The 16,632-nt window shown below is 74.2% G+C and carries 18 protein-coding genes, 1 tRNA gene and 1 pseudogene; 5 read left to right on the forward strand and 15 right to left on the reverse strand.

Going from position 1 to position 16,632, the window contains the following annotated elements; translation table 11 throughout:
• Both NBM05_RS04615 and NBM05_RS04620 read right to left on the reverse strand, forming a co-directional pair.
• On the reverse strand, positions 1 to 331 hold a 331-nt coding region (locus NBM05_RS04615; RefSeq protein WP_254165466.1), incomplete at its 3' end, for a hypothetical protein.
• Positions 328 to 801: a sugar O-acetyltransferase gene (locus NBM05_RS04620; RefSeq protein WP_309248115.1), complete on the reverse strand. Its 474-nt coding sequence runs from the start codon at positions 799 to 801 to the stop codon at positions 328 to 330. The genes NBM05_RS04620 and NBM05_RS04615, both read right to left, overlap by 4 nt.
• On the opposite strand from NBM05_RS04620, the gene NBM05_RS04625 reads away from it, so the two are divergent.
• Positions 778 to 1,398 carry a hypothetical protein gene (locus NBM05_RS04625; protein WP_254165467.1) on the forward strand — a complete coding sequence of 207 codons (621 nt, stop codon included), beginning with the start codon at positions 778 to 780 and terminating at the stop codon, positions 1,396 to 1,398. The genes NBM05_RS04620 and NBM05_RS04625 overlap by 24 nt on opposite strands.
• An 89-nt stretch (positions 1,399 to 1,487) precedes the next feature.
• Here the strand turns inward: NBM05_RS04625 and NBM05_RS15965 are convergent, their stop codons facing one another.
• The 5 genes and pseudogenes from NBM05_RS15965 to NBM05_RS04645 form a co-directional block, all read right to left on the reverse strand.
• Positions 1,488 to 2,537, reverse strand: coding sequence for a dihydrolipoamide acetyltransferase family protein (locus tag NBM05_RS15965; protein ID WP_444965567.1), 1,050 nt, complete (start codon positions 2,535 to 2,537; stop codon positions 1,488 to 1,490).
• 427 nt (positions 2,538 to 2,964) lie between these two features.
• Positions 2,965 to 3,129, reverse strand: a pseudogene (locus tag NBM05_RS15970) (biotin/lipoyl-containing protein); the annotation flags it as partial.
• 30 nt (positions 3,130 to 3,159) lie between these two features.
• Positions 3,160 to 4,149, reverse strand: coding sequence for an alpha-ketoacid dehydrogenase subunit beta (locus NBM05_RS04635; protein WP_254165468.1), 990 nt, complete (start codon positions 4,147 to 4,149; stop codon positions 3,160 to 3,162).
• Positions 4,146 to 5,312 carry a thiamine pyrophosphate-dependent enzyme gene (locus tag NBM05_RS04640; protein WP_254165469.1) on the reverse strand — a complete coding sequence of 389 codons (1,167 nt, stop codon included), beginning with the start codon at positions 5,310 to 5,312 and terminating at the stop codon, positions 4,146 to 4,148. The genes NBM05_RS04635 and NBM05_RS04640 overlap by 4 nt, the downstream gene beginning before the upstream one ends.
• Positions 5,313 to 5,382: 70 nt before the next feature.
• Complete coding sequence (locus NBM05_RS04645) at positions 5,383 to 6,576, reverse strand: histidinol-phosphate transaminase (protein WP_254165471.1); 1,194 nt, start codon at positions 6,574 to 6,576, stop codon at positions 5,383 to 5,385.
• Positions 6,577 to 7,019: 443 nt separating this feature from the next.
• On the opposite strand from NBM05_RS04645, the gene NBM05_RS04650 reads away from it, so the two are divergent.
• Positions 7,020 to 7,382, forward strand: a complete 363-nt coding sequence (locus tag NBM05_RS04650; protein WP_254165472.1) for a PepSY domain-containing protein — start codon at positions 7,020 to 7,022, stop codon at positions 7,380 to 7,382.
• 96 nt (positions 7,383 to 7,478) lie between these two features.
• Here NBM05_RS04650 and NBM05_RS04655 read toward each other — a convergent pair whose 3' ends face one another.
• Positions 7,479 to 8,438 carry an alpha/beta hydrolase gene (locus NBM05_RS04655; RefSeq protein WP_254165473.1) on the reverse strand — a complete coding sequence of 320 codons (960 nt, stop codon included), beginning with the start codon at positions 8,436 to 8,438 and terminating at the stop codon, positions 7,479 to 7,481.
• A gap of 91 nt (positions 8,439 to 8,529) precedes the next feature.
• Here NBM05_RS04655 and purB point away from each other — a divergent pair, with 91 nt between their 5' ends.
• Positions 8,530 to 9,981 carry an adenylosuccinate lyase gene (gene purB / locus NBM05_RS04660; protein ID WP_254165474.1) on the forward strand — a complete coding sequence of 484 codons (1,452 nt, stop codon included), beginning with the start codon at positions 8,530 to 8,532 and terminating at the stop codon, positions 9,979 to 9,981.
• A 194-nt stretch (positions 9,982 to 10,175) separates the two neighbouring features.
• On the opposite strand, the gene NBM05_RS04665 is transcribed toward purB, so the two are convergent.
• From NBM05_RS04665 to NBM05_RS04685, 5 genes are all read right to left on the reverse strand, one after another.
• Positions 10,176 to 11,111 (reverse strand): di- and tripeptidase, encoded by a 936-nt coding sequence (locus tag NBM05_RS04665; RefSeq protein ID WP_254165475.1) that lies wholly within the window; start codon positions 11,109 to 11,111, stop codon positions 10,176 to 10,178.
• 77 nt (positions 11,112 to 11,188) lie between these two features.
• Positions 11,189 to 12,088 carry a spermidine synthase gene (locus tag NBM05_RS04670; protein WP_444965568.1) on the reverse strand — a complete coding sequence of 300 codons (900 nt, stop codon included), beginning with the start codon at positions 12,086 to 12,088 and terminating at the stop codon, positions 11,189 to 11,191.
• Positions 12,085 to 13,005 carry a cation diffusion facilitator family transporter gene (locus NBM05_RS04675; RefSeq protein WP_254165478.1) on the reverse strand — a complete coding sequence of 307 codons (921 nt, stop codon included), beginning with the start codon at positions 13,003 to 13,005 and terminating at the stop codon, positions 12,085 to 12,087. The genes NBM05_RS04670 and NBM05_RS04675 overlap by 4 nt, the downstream gene beginning before the upstream one ends.
• Complete coding sequence (locus tag NBM05_RS04680) at positions 13,006 to 13,335, reverse strand: acylphosphatase (protein WP_254165479.1); 330 nt, start codon at positions 13,333 to 13,335, stop codon at positions 13,006 to 13,008.
• Positions 13,336 to 13,354: 19 nt separating this feature from the next.
• Positions 13,355 to 14,032: an SDR family oxidoreductase gene (locus NBM05_RS04685; protein WP_254165480.1), complete on the reverse strand. Its 678-nt coding sequence runs from the start codon at positions 14,030 to 14,032 to the stop codon at positions 13,355 to 13,357.
• Positions 14,033 to 14,245: 213 nt separating this feature from the next.
• Here NBM05_RS04685 and NBM05_RS04690 point away from each other — a divergent pair.
• Together NBM05_RS04690 and NBM05_RS04695 are read left to right on the forward strand one after the other, a co-directional pair.
• A tRNA-Thr gene (locus NBM05_RS04690) sits at positions 14,246 to 14,318 on the forward strand.
• A gap of 126 nt (positions 14,319 to 14,444) precedes the next feature.
• Positions 14,445 to 15,290 carry an HpcH/HpaI aldolase/citrate lyase family protein gene (locus tag NBM05_RS04695; RefSeq protein ID WP_254165481.1) on the forward strand — a complete coding sequence of 282 codons (846 nt, stop codon included), beginning with the start codon at positions 14,445 to 14,447 and terminating at the stop codon, positions 15,288 to 15,290.
• Between the two features lie 275 nt (positions 15,291 to 15,565).
• Here the strand turns inward: NBM05_RS04695 and NBM05_RS04700 are convergent, their stop codons facing one another.
• Together NBM05_RS04700 and NBM05_RS15580 are read right to left on the reverse strand one after the other, a co-directional pair.
• Entirely contained in the window at positions 15,566 to 16,099 is a 534-nt protein-coding gene (locus NBM05_RS04700) for a dehydrogenase (RefSeq protein ID WP_254165482.1), read from the reverse strand.
• A gap of 253 nt (positions 16,100 to 16,352) precedes the next feature.
• Positions 16,353 to 16,631 (reverse strand): CstA-like transporter-associated (seleno)protein, encoded by a 279-nt coding sequence (locus NBM05_RS15580; protein WP_309248116.1) that lies wholly within the window; start codon positions 16,629 to 16,631, stop codon positions 16,353 to 16,355.
• Position 16,632 lies beyond the last annotated feature (1 nt).

Consider the following 16,632-nt stretch of genomic DNA (forward strand, 5'->3'; position numbering starts at 1 on the left):
CCTCGGAGGTGTGTATAAGAGCCAGGGTCTCCGGCGCGTCCACGGTGGGCATCCCCGCCGTGGGCGGAAGCCGCGGGGCGTCGTCGGCCGGCACGGCGCCCAGGGGCAGCGTGCGGTTGTCCTCGAGGACCTCCGTGGGCTCGTGGTCCAGGCGATCCCCGTCCCAGGGCTCCCCGCGGGGGCCGCCCAGGGGGACCGTGGCGTTCGGGTCGTCCGCGGCCCAGGAGCCGGCGGGCAGGGCCTCGGTGGCGTCGGGGTCCTCGGAGCGGCGCGGCCGCCGGGGGAGCGGCTCGGTCGCGTCGTCGCGGTCGAAGGGGCGCTCGCGGCTCATGCCGAGGCCTCCGCGTGGCCCGAGGGGCGCACGGGCGCCTCGGGACCCTCGGCGGCGACCTGCTCGCGGTACGCGGCCGGGTAGTTCTCGAGGGCGAACTGCCCCGAGCGCTCGGCGGGGTCGATGGTCCTGATGACGCGGGCGGGGGAGCCCACCGCGACCGAGAGCGGCGGGACGTCGCGCGTGACCACGGCGCCGGCGCCGATCACCGAGTCGCGGCCGATGGTCACGCCCGGCATCACGATCGCGCCGCCGCCGAGCCACACGTTGTCCTCGATCGTGATCGGCAGGCCGCCCTCCCAGCCCCGGGCGCGGTCGACCGGGTGCAGGGGGTGGGTGGGGGTCAGCAGCTGGACGTTGGGCCCGATCTGCACGTCGTCGCCGATCCGGATCTCGCACGTGTCCAGGGCGGTGAGGCCGAAGTTGGCGAAGAGGCGGTCCCCGACGTGGAGGTTCCAGCCGTAGTCCACGGCGAACGGCGGCCTGATCCGCACGCCCTCGCCCATCGAGCCGAGCAGGCCGCGCAGGACCTCCTGGGCCGCCTCCCGGTCCTCGAGCTCGAGCTGCTGGTACCGCGCCGTGGCCCGGGCGGCGTCGGGATGGCCGGCTTCCTGGGCTGGGCGGTGGCCCTGCTGCTGCCGGCGCTGACCGGGCTCGCGGTCGCCGCCGCGCCCGGGGGTGCCCTCGAGGACCTGACCGGCGGTGACGCGGCGGGGCTGGCCGGCTCGCTCGGATTCGCCGCCGTCTACCTGGTCTCATTCCTGTTCGGCGGGTACGCCGCGGGCCGCTCGGCCCGCTTCGCCGGGGCGAAGCAGGGCGTCGCCGTCTGGCTCTGGCAGCTGATGGGCGCCGCGGTGAGCACCGTGCTGTCCATGATCTTCGCCGACCGCGTGCCGGGCCTGCCGGCGCTGGGCACCGTGCAGGCGATGGGCGCCGACGCGCTGCTGTGGAACGTGCTCGCCGCGCTGTGCGTGCTGGCGATCGGGCTGCTCGCGGCGGTGCTCGGCGGCATGTGGGGCATGCGCTTCCACCACCGGGCCGACCGGTTGGGCTTCGAGGCCCGCTAGACGGCCGCCCGCCGGGCCCCGAGACGACGAGGACGCCGCCCCGCGGGGCGGCGTCCTCGTCGTCTCTGCGAGCGCGAGCGGCCGGGCGGCTACATGTCCAGCAGCAGCGCCGGCTCCTCCATCACGGCCGCGACGTCGGCCATGAAGCGGGCCGAGAGGTCGCCGTCGAGGATCCGGTGGTCGAAGGATCCGCCCAGCGTCGTGACCCAGCGGGGGATGACCTCGCCGTCCACGACCCACGGCTTCTGCTTGATGGTGCCGAAGGCGACGATCGCCGCCTCGCCCGGGTTGATGATGGGCGTGCCGGTGTCGATGCCCAGGGCCCCGATGTTGGTGATCGTCATGGTCCCGCCGGTCATGTCGCCCGGCTGGCTCTTGCCCTCCCGCGCCGTCTTGGTCAGCGAGTTCAGCGCGATGGCCAGCTCCTTAAGCGAGAGGTCCTGCGCGTCCTTGATGTTGGGGACCATCAGGCCGCGCGGGGTCGCCGCCGCGATGCCGAGGTTGATGTACCGCTTGATGAGGATCTCCGACTCGGTCCAGGCGGAGTTGACCTGCGGGTTGCGAGCCGTCGCCCAGATGACGGCCTTGGCCAGGATCAGCAGCGGCGTGATCTTGATGCCCTCGAAGCTCGGCGAGGTCTTGAGCCGCTTGACGAACTCCATGGTCCGGGAGGCGTCGACGTCGACGAAGATCGACACGTGCGGCGCCTCGAAGGCGGACTTGACCATGGCCTTGGCGGTCGCCTTGCGCACGCCCTTGACCGGGATGCGCTCGATGCGGTCCCCGGCCCCGTGGGAGGCGGGAACCCAGAAGTCCTGGGCCTTGGCCTCGCCGAGGTCCTGGGAGTTGGCGGCGTAGTTGATCAGGTCCCGCTGCGTGACCTGGCCCTGCGAGCCGGTCGCGGGGACCTGGGCGAGGTCGATGCCCATGTCCTTGGCGGCCTTGCGCACCGGGGGCTTGGCCAGCGCGGGGCGCCGGGGCGGCTCGGAGGGCACCGTGCGGTGGGCCGCGGCGCTGGGCATCGGCTCCTCGGCGGCGCGGCCCGGCAGGCGGTTCAGGGCGTCGCGGCCGCCCTCGGCCAGCCGGCGGGCGCGTTCGGCGAGGCTCGCGCCGAGCCCGTTGCCGCCGAGCCCGCCCATGCCCCGAGGAGGCCCGGGAGGCGGGTCTCGGCCCCGGCCGCGGGTGCGGCGGCCGGGCGGGCGGCGGCGTCGTGCCCTGGGGCGCGGGGGCGGCGGGGCGCCGGCGGGCCCGGCGCGAGACGGGATCCGCCTTGGGACCGCTGCCGACCAGGGCGGCGTTCCCGGACCCGCCGTCGGCGGCTCCGGACTCCGCGGCTCCGGACTCCGCCTCCGCGGCGGGGCGCCCGGGATCGTCCGGGGTCGGCGTCGAGGACTCCGGCGCGGAGCCGGCGGCGGGCTCCACCCCCGACGACGCGGCGGCGGGAGGCGCGGCGGCCGCGGTCCCGGCGTCCCCGGCTCCCGTCCCGCCCTCACCCGCGACGGCGACGGAGACGAGCGGCTGCCCGACCTCCACCGTGGCGCCCTCCTCGGCGATGATCCGCTCGACGGTGCCCGCGAACGGCGAGGGCAGCTCGACCACGGACTTGGCGGTCTCGATCTCCACGAGGACGTCGTTGACCTCCACCGTGCTGCCGGCGGCGACCTTCCAGGCGAGGATCTCCGCCTCGGTCAGCCCTTCGCCGACGTCGGGGAGGTTGAAAATCGATGACATGGGGAACTCTCCTCGTGCTGAGCGAGCCGGCTAGTGGCTGAGGGAACGGTCGAAGGCCTCGAGGAGGCGGTCGATGTTGGGCAGGTAGTCCTCCTCGACGCCGGCCACGGGGTAGGGCATGTGGTAGCCGCCGACGCGGATCACGGGCGCCTCGAGGCTGTAGAAGCAGCGCTCCCCGATCTCCGCGGCGAGCTCGCCGCCCATCCCGCCGAAGGTCGGGGCCTCGTGCGTGACCACGAGGCGGCCGGTCTTGTTGACCGACGCCTCGACCGTCGCGACGTCCAACGGGGAGATCGAGCGCAGGTCGACGACCTCGACGCTGCGGCCGTCCTCCCGCGCGGCCTCGGCCGCGGCCAGGGCCACCGGGACCAGCGAGCCGTAGGCGGCGAGCGTCAGGTCCCGACCCTCCCGGACCACCTGCGCGCGCTGCGTGTCCGTCGAGGCCGCCGAGCGGTCGACGTCGCCCTTGAGCCAGTAGCGGCGCTTGGGCTCGAGGAAGATCACCGGGTCCGGCGAGGCGATGGCCTCGCGCAGCATCGAGTAGGCGTCCTGGGCGTTGGACGGCGTCATGACCCGCAGGCCCGCGGTGTGCGCGAACAGCGCCTCCGGGGACTCCGAGTGGTGCTCGATCGAGCCGATGTTGCCGCCGTAGGGGATGCGGATGACCACGGGCAGGTCGATCCGCCCGTCCGAGCGGAACCGGATCTTGGCCAGCTGCGAGGTGATCTGGTTGAAGGACGGGTAGACGAAGCCGTCGAACTGGATCTCGCACACCGGCCGGTAGCCGCGCATGGCCAGCCCGATCGCGGTGCCCACGATCCCGGCCTCGCCCAGCGGGGTGTCCATGACCCGGTCCGCGCCGTGGGTCTCCTTGAGCCCCTGGGTCACCCGGAACACCCCGCCCAGGGTCCCGATGTCCTCGCCCATCATGAGCACGCTCGGGTCCGCCGCGAGGGCGTCGTCCATTGCGGCGTTCAGCGCCTTGGCGATCGGCAGGTTCTCGACCTGGTGGGTGCTCATCGGGTGTCCTCCTGAGCGGCGTCCTCGAACCCCGCCTCGTACTGCTCGAACCAGGCGCGCTCCTGGTCCACCAAGGCGTTGGCCTCGGCGTAGATCGTGTCGAAGTAGCCCTTGAACTGCGGCGGCTCCATGGCCAGCACGGCCTCGCGGACGCCGCGGCCGTACTCCTGGGCGGCCTCGGCGGCCTCCTCGAAGAACGCGTCCTCGACGCCCTCGAGCCGCAGGTGCTTCTCCAGGCGCACGAGCGGGTCCTTGGCGGTCCAGCCCTGCTCCTCCTCGCGGGTGCGGTACTTGGTGGGGTCGTCGGCGGTGGTGTGCGCCCCGAGGCGGTAGGTCTCCGCCTCGATCAGCACCGGGCCCTCGCCGCGGCGGATCTTCTCGAGCGCGTACGCGGTCACGGCCTGGACGGCGAGCAGGTCGTTGCCGTCGACCCGGATGCCCTCGAAGCCGTAGCCCGCGGCGCGCTCGGCGAGCGGGAGGCGGGACTGGGTCGAGAACGGGACCGAGATGGCCCACTGGTTGTTCTGGACGAAGAACAGGACCGGGGCGTCGTAGGAGGCCGCGAAGACCATGGCCTCATGCGCCTCGCCCTCGGTCGAGGAGCCGTCGCCGAAGTACACGATGGTCGACGGCGGCTGCTCGCCCTCGGCCGGGCCGTGCCCCGTGCCGAGGCGGGCGTCGAGCCGCTGCCCCATCGCGTAGCCCACGGCGTGCGGGATCTGCGCCGCGAGGACGAAGGTGTAGAGGTGGAAGTTGTGCGCCCTCGGGTCCCAGCCGCCCCCGGAGAAGCCGCGGAACACGCGCATCATGTCCGCGAGGTCGACGCCGCGCTCGTAGGCCAGCGCGTGCTCGCGGTAGGACGGGAACACGTAGTCCTGGGGCAGCATCGCCCGCGCGGAGCCGATCTGCGCCGCCTCCTGGCCGCGGGACGGGACCCAGAGGGCCAGCTTGCCCTGGCGCTGCAGGGCCGTCGCCTCGTCGTCGAAGCGGCGGACCGTGAGCATGCTCCGGTAGGCGGCCTTCAGGTCCTCCGGAGTCACCGCCTCCAGGTAGCGGTCGAACTCGGGGTCGCTCCCCCGCCGTCCGTCCTCCCCCAGGATGCTCACCCGGCGCAGGCGCCCCGGGGTCGCCCCCGGATGCTGGGTTTCCGGCTGCTCGGCCATCGTTCCTCCAGTGTGAATGCGTCGTTGGGGCGCGGGCGGGTCGGGTCCCCGCCGCGCGCGCACTACAACATTACCTGTCCGCGGGGGCCGATCCCCCAGGCCGCCCCGGGAATCGCGCGCAGAGCTCGAGCAGGCGCGTGTTGGCCTCCTCCTCGCCGATGCTGACCCGGACCCCCTCGGGGTGGAAGGCGCGCACGGCCAGCGCGTTCTCCTCGGCGAAGGCCGCGAACTCGGCCGAGTGCTCCCCCAGCGCGAGCCACACGAAGTTGGCCCGCGTGAGGGGCACGTCCCAGCCGATCTCCCGCAGCCCGGCGACGACGCGCTCCCGCTCGGCCACGATCCACCCGACCTGCTCCGCGATCTCGTCCGGGTGCTCCACCGCGGCGACGGCGCAGGCCTCCGCGAGCGAGCTGACGGCGAACGGCGTCGCGGCCACCCGCAGGGTCCGGGTGATCTCCTGCTGCGAGATCGAGTAGCCGACCCGCAGCCCGGCCAGCCCCGCGGCCTTGGAGAAGGTCCGCAGCACCACGAGGTTGGGGTGCCGCCGGTAGAGCGCCACCCCCTCGGCCAGGCCGCCCTCGGCGCGCTCGCGCCGCGTCAGCTCGGAGGCCTCGCAGAACTCCAGGTACGCCTCGTCCAGCACGACGACGACGTCGCGCGGCACCCGGGCCATGAACGCCTCGACCCGGTCGACGGTCAGCGCCGGGCCCGTGGGGTTGTTGGGACTGCAGAGCAGGACGACGCGGGTGCGCTCGCCGATCGCGTCGGCCATCGCGTCGAGGTCGTGCTCGCCGGTGGCCAGCAGGGGCACCTGGACGCTGCGAGCCCCGCCGAGGCCGACGATGATGGGGTAGGCCTCGAAGGAGCGCCACGCGTAGACCACCTCGTCCGGCTCCCCGGACTCGGACTGGCCGGCGAAGGCGCTGACGATCTGGGTCAGCGCCCCGTAGCTCCCGGCCCCGGCGACGATGTCCTCGGCCGGGACGCCCAGGGAGTCCGAGAGCGCGGTGCGCAGGCGGGTCGTCAGCGGGTCCGGGTAGAGGTGGGTCGCGGCGTCGTACTGCGCCAGCGCGCGGCGCACGGCCGGGACGGGGCCGAGCGGGTTCTCGTTGGAGGACAGCTTGTACTGGCGCAGGCCCTCGACGACCCGCGGCGGCTTGCCCGCCGCGTACCGGGGCAGCCCGCCGAAGACGTGGCGGGGGCGGATGGGCCGCCCGGCCTCGGGCTGGGGGGCGGCGGGGTCGGGGCGCTGCTGATCGGTCATGGACCCCAGCCTAACCGGACGGGTTTCGGCGCTTCGCCTCCCGCCGGCGTCGGAAGTGTGCGAATGTGGTGACATGGAACACATCACACGCTCCGGCATGCGGAGGAACGGTCATCGGGCGGTGCTGGGGCTGGCGGCGGCCGCCCTGCTGCTGCTCTCCGGCTGCGGGCAGGACGACGGCGGGGAATCGCCCGCCCCGACCGCCGAGCCGACCCTGGACTCGGCCAGCGGCGCCGCGACCGAGGGGCGAGCGAGGGGCCGAGAGCCAGGAGCCCGCGGCGTCGGGCTACGGCACGCCGTCGGGTCCGCCTCCGGCGCCGGCTCGGCCTCCCCACGGCGTCGGGGTCCGGCATGGAGTCGGGGTCCGGCGGGAGTCCGGTCAGGGCACGGCGGGCGGGGCCGGGCGGGACGACCCGGCGTTCGCCGCCATCGACGCCGCGCTGGTGGGCCGGTCCGGGGCCACCGTCGTCTCGGTGAACCGGGACGACGGCGGCATGGTCTACGAGATCGAGATGGCCGAGGGCGAGAACATCGTGGAGGTCGAGACCGCCGGCGAGGGCGAGGTGCGGGAGACCGGCACCGACTCCGACGGCGACGACCTGGCGAACGCCCGCGAGGCGAGCGTCAGCGCCGCCGACGCGATCGAGACGGCCCTGGACGGCCGCTCCGACCGGGTCCTGGACGAGGCCGAGCTGGACCGCCACGACGGCCGGCTGGTCTGGGCGATCGACCTCGACGACGCGCAGGGCATGGACGCCGGCGAGGTCCACGTCGACGCCGGGACCGGGGAGGTCATGACCTCCTGAGCGGGCCGGGGCCTCTGCGGCCCGCGGGCCGCGGCGGCCTCCGAGGTCACGCGACCGTGGTCGCACGCGGCCCGCGGCGCCCTGCGGCTCCGCGGTCTACCGCGCCCCGGACTCCCCCACCGGCTCGCCGCCCACGCTCAGCCGGGAGCTCGCGCCGTAGACCCGGAACTCCGGCTCCGCGCCCTCCGGCAGCACCGCGCGCAGCATGGCCGCGTACTCCGGGCCGCGGGGCTCCCGGGGCAGCCGCTCGTCCGCCCCGGACGCGGCGTCGGCGTAGGACCGGATCGAGTGGGCCCGCAGGACGCCCGGGCGGGCGTCGGTGATCAGGAGGATCGCCCCGGCGTCGCCCTGGGTGCCCCGGGCGTCGAGACCGGCGACCAGGTCCTCCCGGTCCGCGACGTCGAGGATCGGCAGGCCCGCCGGGGCGCCGCCGTAGTGCCGCGAGGGCGCGCCCAGGGTCAGCACGCCGGCCAGCCGGTGCCGGCCGAGGAACTCCCGGTTGCCCGCGAGGCTCAGCGCGACCATCCCGCCCTGGCTGAACCCGGCGAGCAGCACGGGGACCCGCCCGTCGGAGCCCGCCTCGACCAGGGCGGCGTCGACCATCTGCATGAGGGCCGAGGTCTCCGCGAGCGGGGCGCCCGGGTCGGTGACGAAGTTGTCCAGGATGCTGGCGAGGCCGTTGGGCTCGGCGACGTTGAGCAGGCTCGCGAAGTCGGTCCCCGGGATCAGCACGGCGAGGCTGCGGGCGCCGTCCGGGCCCGTGAGGACCGCGACGGCGAGGTGGGCGGTCGAGTCCCGCCCGCTCCCCGAGGCGGCGTCCAGCCGGGCGTCGGCGCGGGTGGCCGCCTCGATACCGGAGGCCAGGAACGCCACGGTGGGCTCCGCCGGGGAGGGGAAGGGCGTCGCGGGGTCCTGCGCCTCGGCGAGCGGCACCCGGGCGAAGCCCTCGAGGCGCGCGACGCCGATGCCGCGGGAGCGCAGCTGCCGCCGGATGAACCCGCCCGCGGCCGCGATCCCGGTGAAGGAGCGTCCCCATCCCTCGAACGCCTGGACCATCGCCGCACCCCTCACCCCGCGGGCCCGTCCCGCCGTCCCCCGATCCTCTCACGCTCGGATCGCGGCGATGCCGCGTGTCACAATGGTTGCCATGGCCCCTACTTCGCAGAGCACCACCGCGCCCCATCAGACCCTCCCCAACGGACGCCGGAGCCTCGCCTCCGCCTCGCCCGCCATCGCCCTCGGCCCCCTGGACGGCCGGTACCAGGCGCAGGCGGCCCCGCTGGTCGACTACCTCTCCGAGGCGGCGCTGAACCGCGACCGCGTGCACGTCGAGGTCGAGTGGTTCGTCTACCTGTGCGAGCACTCCGTGCTGCCCGGGCTCTCGTCCCTGACCGAGGAGCAGGTCGCCGGGCTGCGGCGGATCGTCACGGAGTTCGACGCCGGCTCGGTGGGCGAGCTCGCGGAGGTCGAGGCCGTGACCGTCCACGACGTCAAGGCCGTGGAGTACTTCATCGGCGACCGCCTCGAGGACCTCGGCCTGGGCCGCCTCAAGCCCCTGGTCCACTTCGGCTGCACCTCGGAGGACATCAACAACCTCGCCTACGCCGTGGGCATCCGCGACGCCGTGGCCGACGTCTGGCTGCCCGCCGCCCGCGGCCTCGTGGAGCGCGTCGCGGAGCTCGCCGAGTCCGCGCGCGAGGTGCCGATGATGTCCCGCACCCACGGCCAGCCGGCCACCCCCACCACGCTGGGCAAGGAGATGGCGGTCCTGGCGCACCGGCTGCGCCGCCAGGTGCGCGCGGTGGAGCACCAGGAGTTCCTGGGCAAGATCAACGGCGCGACCGGCACCTACGCGGCCCACGTGGCCGCGGTCCCGGGGGCGGACTGGCAGGCCGTGTCCCGCGGGTTCGTCGAGCACCTGGGGCTGACCTGGAACCCGCTGACCACGCAGATCGAGTCGCACGACTGGCAGGCCGAGCTCTACTCCTCGATGGCGCACTTCAACCGCGTCCTGCACAACCTGTGCACCGACGTCTGGTCCTACATCTCGATCGGCTACTTCCGCCAGATCCCGGTCGAGGGCGCGACCGGCTCCTCGACGATGCCGCACAAGATCAACCCCATCCGCTTCGAGAACGCCGAGGCGAACCTGGAGATCTCCTGCTCGCTCCTGGACACCCTGGGGCAGACGCTGGTGACCTCCCGCTGGCAGCGGGACCTCACCGACTCCTCCTCACAGCGCAACATCGGCGTGGCCTTCGGCCACTCGATCCTCGCGATCTCCAACGTGGACAAGGGCCTGGCCAAGCTCGACGTCGCGGAGGAGGTCCTCGCGGCCGACCTCGACCAGAACTGGGAGGTGCTCGCCGAGGCCATCCAGATGGTCATGCGCGCCGAGGCCGTGGCCGGCGTCGAGGGCATGGACAACCCCTACGAGCGGCTCAAGGACCTGACCCGCGGGCACCGCGTGGACCAGGCCCGCCTCCGGGAGTTCGTGGCCGGGCTGGGGCTCTCCGCGGAGGCCGAGGCGCGGCTGAGCGAGCTGACCCCCGCCACCTACAACGGGATCGCGGCGCGCCTGGTCGACTACGTGCGCTGACCCGGGCGGCGGACGGGGTCCGACGACGCGAGGGGCGCCCCGGGGGAGGAATCTCCCGGGGCGCCCCTGGCGTCTCCGGCGTCGGGTGCCGCGCTGGCCGGTGCCGTTCGCCGCTCCGGCTCCGCCGCGGCGGTGTCTGCCGCGACGGCGCAGGACGCCCCGCCGGGCGGTGGCGCGGCCGACTCGGTGGCGGCCTACTCGGTGGCGGGCTTCCCGGTGGACGGGCCCTTCGCCGCGTCGTCGTGCTCCGGGGAGTCCTGGCCCAAGGCGTCCTTCGCCGAGGACTCCTTCTTCGCCTGCTTCTTCGCGTCCTTGGCCGCGCGCCGGCCGGAAGCCCCGCCCTCGAGCGAGCCGACGGGAACCCCGGCCTCGGGGTCGGCGCCACCCAGGGAGGGCGCGCGCTCCTCGCGGTCCAGGCTGGAGGGGAACGCCTCGGGGGCCTCGCCGAAGGCCTCGTGCGTCGCGCCGATCACGTGGCGCCCCAGGGAGAAGTTCGCCCCGCCGCCGACGACGGCGCCGACCCCGAAGGGCAGCGCGCGGCCCAACGCCGCGCCGGACTGGCGCGCGAGGAACCTCTTGATGAACATGTTCCGGATGGTCTTGGCGACCGTGGATCCCTTGCTCTGGTTGCCCAGCATGAGGGCCCACTTCGAGGAGGTCCCGGAGACCCGCCCGGCCTGGCCGAGGAGACCCTCCATGAGCGAGGCGCCGTCCTCGCCGAGCATGAGCGCCATGACCATGGTCCGCGCCTTCTCGGGGTCCTGGAGGTGGACGCCGTGCAGCTCGGCCATGGCCTGGCAGTACAGCGCGGTGCGCTCCAGGTAGCCGCCGACGGCGACGAAGGACAGCCCGATCGACGTCGCGGTCCCGATGCCGGGCACGAAGGCCGAGGCGCCGATCGCGCCGCCGCCGACCGTGACGTCGCGCAGGTACGCCCGCTCGAGCCGCTTGGCGATCTGCCCGGGGGTGTCCTGGGGGTGCTTCTCGCGCATCTTCTTGACCCAGGCCACCACGAGCGGGCGCTGGACGCGCAGCACCGTGTCCAGCGCGCGGTTGAGGCCGGGCTTGGGCCTCCCCTCGCGGTCGAACGCGGATTTGAGGGCCGAGTTGAAGAGGTGATGCGATGCCATGCCGCCATCTAACCACGCGCGGCGGGGGCGTGGGCGGGCGGTGCGCTGAGAGCGCAGAGCCCCTCCCGGACGCGGCGTCATCGCAGGGAGCGGACGAAGCCCTCGGTCTCCAGGGGGTCCAGGACCGCCGCCGGGTGCGGCCCGGCCCGGCGCCAGGCCTCGGCCTGCTCGCGGGGGTCCACCGGCGCCCCGGAGGCGAGGCCGGGGCCCGCCGCCAGGACGAGGTTCCCCTCCCGGCGGCCGGAGAGCATCGCGGCCTCCGTCAGCGTCCACGGGCCGGCGGGGGCGGGACGGGAGACGGGGCCGGGATCGGAGCCGGAGCCGGGTCCCGCCCCGGGGTCGGCGGGCGCCGACGCCGTCGCGGCCGCGAGCGCGGCGGCCTGCTCGGCGAAGAACGCCAGGCCGGCGTCGTCGCCGATGTTCACGACCAGGATGCCGCGCGGCCCCAGCACCGCCAGGGCCTCGCGGTAGAAGCCCTCGCAGGCGAGGTGGGGCGGGGACTGCGGGCCGGCGAAGATGTCCACCACGACCAGGTCGAACCCCTCCCCCGGCGCGAGGCCCGCGGCGTCGGGAAGGCCGGGCAGGGCCGCGCGGGCGTCGTCGTTCAGGATCCGCAGGCGGGTGCCCGCGGCGAGCGGGAGCTCCCGCAGCACCAGGGAGGGCAGCTCCCGCTCGATCTCGACCGCGATCTGCGCGGACCCCGGCCGGGTGGCCTGCAGGTAGCGGGGCAGGGTCAGCCCGCCCGCGCCCAGGTGCGCCGCGGTCAGGGGCTCGCCGGCCGGGGCCATCGCGTCGACGACGTTGCCGATCCGCCGCAGGTACTCGTAGAAGATCCGCTCCGGGTGCGCGAGGTCCACGTGGGACTGCTCGGCGCCGCCGATTTCCAGGACGTGGCCGGAGGCGCCGAACCCGTCCGGGGCGATCCCGGCCGCCAACCCCGACAGGCTCAGCTGCACGGTGCGACCCGCCCCGGTCATACGGGGAACCCCTCGGCCTCGCGCCGGTAGTGGCTCAGCGGCTCGAGCTGGATGGTCGAGTGCTCGATCGAGACCTCGAAGTGCCCCGCGATGCAGTCCTGGATCTCCCCGAGCAGCTCCGCGCTGTGACCGTCGCCGAAGCACTCGTCGTCGAGCACCACGTGCACCGAGAGGATCGGGAGGTCGGTGGAGATGCGGCTCGCGTGCAGGTCGTGGACGCGCAGCACGTGCGGGTGCGCCTCGATGTGGCGGCGCACGTCGTCGAGGTCCAGCCCCGGCGGCGCGGACTCGAGCAGGACGCCGAAGGCCTCGCGCAGGATCGTGACCGCGCGCGGCATGATCAGCACGCCGATCAGCATCGCCACGATGGCGTCCGCCTGGACCCAGCCGGTCGTCACGATGATCACGGCGGAGACGATCACCGCGACCGAGCCCAGCGCGTCGTTGAGCACCTCGAGGAACGCCGCCTTCATGTTCAGCGTCCTGCTCCCGCCGAACAGCACGGCCAGCGCCACGACGTTGCCGATCAGGCCGACGACGCCGAAGACGACCAGCTCGGCGCCCGCGACCGGCTCGGGGTCGATGAGCCGCCCGACGGCCTGCACGACGACGAACACGCCGACCGCCAGCAGCACGGCCGACTGCAGCGCCGCGGCGAGCACCTCAACCCGCTTCCAGCCCCAGGTGCGGCGCGAGGTCGCGGGCCGCTCCGTGAGGATCGCGGCGAACAGCGCCATCGCGAGCCCCGCGGCGTCGGTGAGCACGTGCACCGTGTCGAACAGCAGGGCCAGCGAGCCGGTGACGACGGCGCCCACCACCTGGACCAGGAAGATCCCGAGCGTGATGCACAGGGCGGCCGTGAGCCGGCCCCGCCCCGACCCGCCGGGGGCCGGGGCGTGGGAGTGTCCGTGGCCCACCTAACGCACCCCGAAGTCGGAGAACTCGCCGGTGGGGTCGGCGTAGGCGTGGTCGAGGCCGCTGACCGAGCCCGCGGTGTCGCCCGAGCCCAGCGCCGAGAGCAGGTGCTCGACGCCGTCCCGGCTGCCCTCGGCCACGATCTCGACGCTGCCGTCCGGCAGGTTCTCCGCGTAGCCGACGAGGCCGTGCTCCCGAGCCAGGCCCATGGTCCAGTAGCGGAAGCCGACCCCCTGGACCCGGCCGGAGACCGTGGCCTCCAGCCGCGCCTCGGGGGCGGGGCCCCGCTCGCGGCCCTTCGACGAGCCCTTCATCGCATCCCACAGACCCATGACGTCCTCCTCGCGGGGCCTAGTCGAGCCGGTCGCCGGCCGGCACGGAGCCGACGGCCTCGGCGATCGGGGTCTGGCCGTCGGTGAAGGGGATGGCTTTGCCGATGGTCGAGGCGTCGGCGAGGACGGCGTCGATCACCCGGGCCACGTTGGCGCGCGCCGCGGTGCTCTCGCCGGGCTCGGTGGTCACGCGGATCTCGCCCGAGGGGTCCTCCTCCGAGAGGCTGTTGGGCCCGAGCAGGGTCCACTCGAGGTCCGAGCCGCGCAGGTGCTCGTCGGCCTCCGCCTTGGACTGGGCGTAGGCGTAGAAGTCGTTGTCCTGCGGCACCGTGTGCTCCAGCGAGGCGCCCATGTAGGAGACCATCACGTAGCGCGTGACCCCGGCGGCCTGGGCGGCGTCCATCGAGCGGATCGCGGCGTCGCGGTCCACCTTCCAGGTGCGCTCCGGGTCCCCGCCGCCGACGCCGGCCGACCACACCACGGCGTCGAGCCCGGCCTCGCGGAAGACCTCGGCCATCTCCTCGCGGGAGAGGTCCATGACGTCGCGGACCAGGGGCTCGGCGCCCAGCTGCTCGACGTCCTCGGCCTGGTCGGGGTTGCGGATGATGGAGACGACCCGGTCGCCGCGCTCCACCAGCAGGGGCGTGGCCAGGCGGGCGATCTTGCCGTGTCCGCCGATGATTCCGATGGTGGTCATGGGATTCCTCCTCGTGTTCCTCGCTGGTTCCAGCGTCTGTCCTCCCACTCAACACTTCCAGAAGCGCGCCTATGCCGGAAGACCCGCGGCGTTCGCTGTGGGCCGGGAGGCTCGGGGTCTCGTTTGTGGGGCCTCGCCGGAACCTGCTACAGTGGCACTCGCGTAAATCGAGATTTCCCGATGGCTTCGGCGAATGATCGTGTCCAGACGCAGGCCTCCTTAGCTCAGTCGGTAGAGCGTTTCCTTCGTAACGAAAAGGTCGCCGGTTCGATTCCGGCAGGGGGCTCGAGCAAAGGCCCCGTCATCGTCTCGATGGCGGGGCCTTTTTCGCCGGGCCCGGCGTCGTCGACGCCCCGGCCCGCCCCGGACCAGCCGCCGCCCGGCCGCCCGCAACGAGTGAGGATGAAATCGCATGTCGTACCACCGCAATGAACGCGCCGCCCAGCTGCCCGCCCGTCTCTCCCGCTCCTGGCTGCTGACCAACGCCTCCGACCCGTCGCTGTACGGCCCGGCGTCGGAGTCCGAGGCCGACTCGGTGATCCTCGACATCGAGGACGCCTGCCCGCCGGAGCAGAAGCAGGCCGCCCGCGAGCGTGTCGTGGAGGCCCTGAACAGCGGCATGAAGGCGTGGGTGCGCATCAACGACATCCACACCGAGTACTGGGAGGACGACCTCGCCGCGCTCACCGAGGCCAAGGGCCTGCGCGGGATCATGCTCGCGAAGACCGAACACCCGGACCACATCACCCGCACGGCCATGATGTCGCGGGCCGGGACCCCGGTCATCGCCCTCATCGAGTCGGCCGTGGGCATCGTCAACGCCGTGGACATCGCCCGCGCGCCGGGCACCTTCCGCTTGGCCTTCGGCCTGGGCGACTACCGCAAGGACACCGGCGCCAGCGACGACGCGATGGCGCTGGCCTACGCGCGCTCGGCCCTCGTGGTGGCCTCCCGCGTGGGCGAGCTGCCCGGCCCGATCGACGGCCCGGCCAACGGGGTCGACGCCGAGGGCCTCCGCGACGCCTGCCGGGTCACCGCCTCGATGGGCATGACCGGCAAGCTCACCCTGCAGCCCGGCCAGACCGAGGGCATCAACTCGGCGCTGGCACCCTCCGAGGAGGAGGTCCGCTGGGCCCGCGAGATGCTGCAGAAGAGCGAGGGCGGCGAGGTCCCCAAGGACGGCTCCTACCTCCCCCGCTTGGCCCGTGCCCGCAAGGTCTCCGAGCTGGCGCAGACCTACGGGATGTGGGGCAACTAGCCGACGACGGCGGCGGCTCCCCACGGAATTCCCGCCTCCGCGTAACGCGACGGCCGGCGCCGGCGCCCTTCGACGAGGGGCGCCCGCGCCGGCCGTCGTGCGTCCGGGGCCGCTCCCGGGTGCGGGCGCGCCACCGAGCCGACGGCCGGCGCACGTGGGAATGCGATGCGGGGACCTGCACCTGGGGTCCGGGCGCGCTGCTGGTGCGTCGTCGATGTGCGGCCCTGCGCCACCGGGGGTCTGGACGCCCTACCGGAACGGGCCGGCCCGGGTGGTCAGGCGCGGCGGCTGCCGTGCAGCTTCCGCGAGACCGCGTGCGGCGGCTCGGGCGCGCCGAGCGGGGGGTGCTCCGCGACCCGCAGGAGCCGGCGTGCCTCGAGCAGCTGCTCCTCCACGGCGGTGATGCGGCGCTCCACGGACTCGATGGACGGGCACCCGTTGCCCGCGCAGGAGCCACCGCAGCGCAGCATGGCCAGCGCCTCGGCGCACTGGGCGACGGAGTTCCCCGCCTTGGACAGCGCGCGGTGCAGGTCGGCGTAGCGGCCGTCCGGCGAGGCGGGGACGTCGGTAGACTCGCTGGGGGCGAGGCGGTGCGCGGACGCCGCGATCTCGCGCACGTCCGGCAGCAGGTCCGCCAGCCGGTTGGCCGCGGGGACCAGGGCCTCCAGCAGGGGACCCTCGTCCACCCGCTCGAGGATCTGGTGGAAGCGATCCAGGCCGCGCCGGAACCTGTCGTGGGCGCGGCGCCACACGCCCTGGCCCAGCTCGGCGTTGTCACGCCGGGTCTGCACGAAGTCTTTGAGCCCCATCTCCGCCTCCGTCCTGATCGCGCGAAGCTTAGGTGTACCTCACCAGGATATACGACTCCGGGTTTGGTGACAGCCTGTCAGGGGAAATTCAGGGACATCTTCCGGGATCCTCGCCGGAAGCGCGCGCCGCCTCGCGGCGAAGCGCATCCGGGACGCGCGGAACGCATCCGGTGCGGAGGGGTGTTGCGTCGGCCGACCGCGAGGCGCGGGGGAGGCCAACGCCTCCCCCGCTCGCACGCCGGCGTCGGTCCGTTCAGCAGCAGCGCCCCTGCGGGTGGGACTCCTGGTGCGCGGACAGCTCCCGCCAGTAGTCCCGCTCGCTGAGCGGCTCGCCGGGGCAGCCGCTGCGATGGTGGTAGTCGAGGTACCGGGCGTACTTGTCGGCCCCGAGCACGCCGCTGGCCAGGCGCGCTGCCCGCGAGCCGGTCACGCGGCGCCACCACCGGGCGGGGCGGGCGCCCCCGGCGTCGGGAGCCTCCGCTGCCCCGGCGTCAGGAGCCTTCGCCGCTCCGGCGTCGGGAACCTCCGGCACG

This window comes from Rothia santali (assembly GCF_024199905.1).
In the GTDB taxonomy this organism is placed as follows: domain Bacteria; phylum Actinomycetota; class Actinomycetes; order Actinomycetales; family Micrococcaceae; genus Rothia; species Rothia santali.

Coding starts and splice junctions, on each gene's coding strand:
- NBM05_RS15965 (WP_444965567.1), bottom strand. CDS start 2,537: ATGGGCGGGCTCGGCGGCAACGGGCTCGGCGCGAGCCTCGCCGAACGC.
- NBM05_RS04635 (WP_254165468.1), bottom strand. CDS start 4,149: ATGAGCACCCACCAGGTCGAGAACCTGCCGATCGCCAAGGCGCTGAAC.
- NBM05_RS04640 (WP_254165469.1), bottom strand. CDS start 5,312: ATGGCCGAGCAGCCGGAAACCCAGCATCCGGGGGCGACCCCGGGGCGC.
- NBM05_RS04645 (WP_254165471.1), bottom strand. CDS start 6,576: ATGACCGATCAGCAGCGCCCCGACCCCGCCGCCCCCCAGCCCGAGGCC.
- NBM05_RS04655 (WP_254165473.1), bottom strand. CDS start 8,438: ATGGTCCAGGCGTTCGAGGGATGGGGACGCTCCTTCACCGGGATCGCG.
- purB (WP_254165474.1), top strand. CDS start 8,530: ATGGCCCCTACTTCGCAGAGCACCACCGCGCCCCATCAGACCCTCCCC.
- NBM05_RS04665 (WP_254165475.1), bottom strand. CDS start 11,111: ATGGCATCGCATCACCTCTTCAACTCGGCCCTCAAATCCGCGTTCGAC.
- NBM05_RS04670 (WP_444965568.1), bottom strand. CDS start 12,088: ATGACCGGGGCGGGTCGCACCGTGCAGCTGAGCCTGTCGGGGTTGGCG.
- NBM05_RS04680 (WP_254165479.1), bottom strand. CDS start 13,335: ATGGGTCTGTGGGATGCGATGAAGGGCTCGTCGAAGGGCCGCGAGCGG.
- NBM05_RS04685 (WP_254165480.1), bottom strand. CDS start 14,032: ATGACCACCATCGGAATCATCGGCGGACACGGCAAGATCGCCCGCCTG.
- NBM05_RS04695 (WP_254165481.1), top strand. CDS start 14,445: ATGTCGTACCACCGCAATGAACGCGCCGCCCAGCTGCCCGCCCGTCTC.
- NBM05_RS04700 (WP_254165482.1), bottom strand. CDS start 16,099: ATGGGGCTCAAAGACTTCGTGCAGACCCGGCGTGACAACGCCGAGCTG.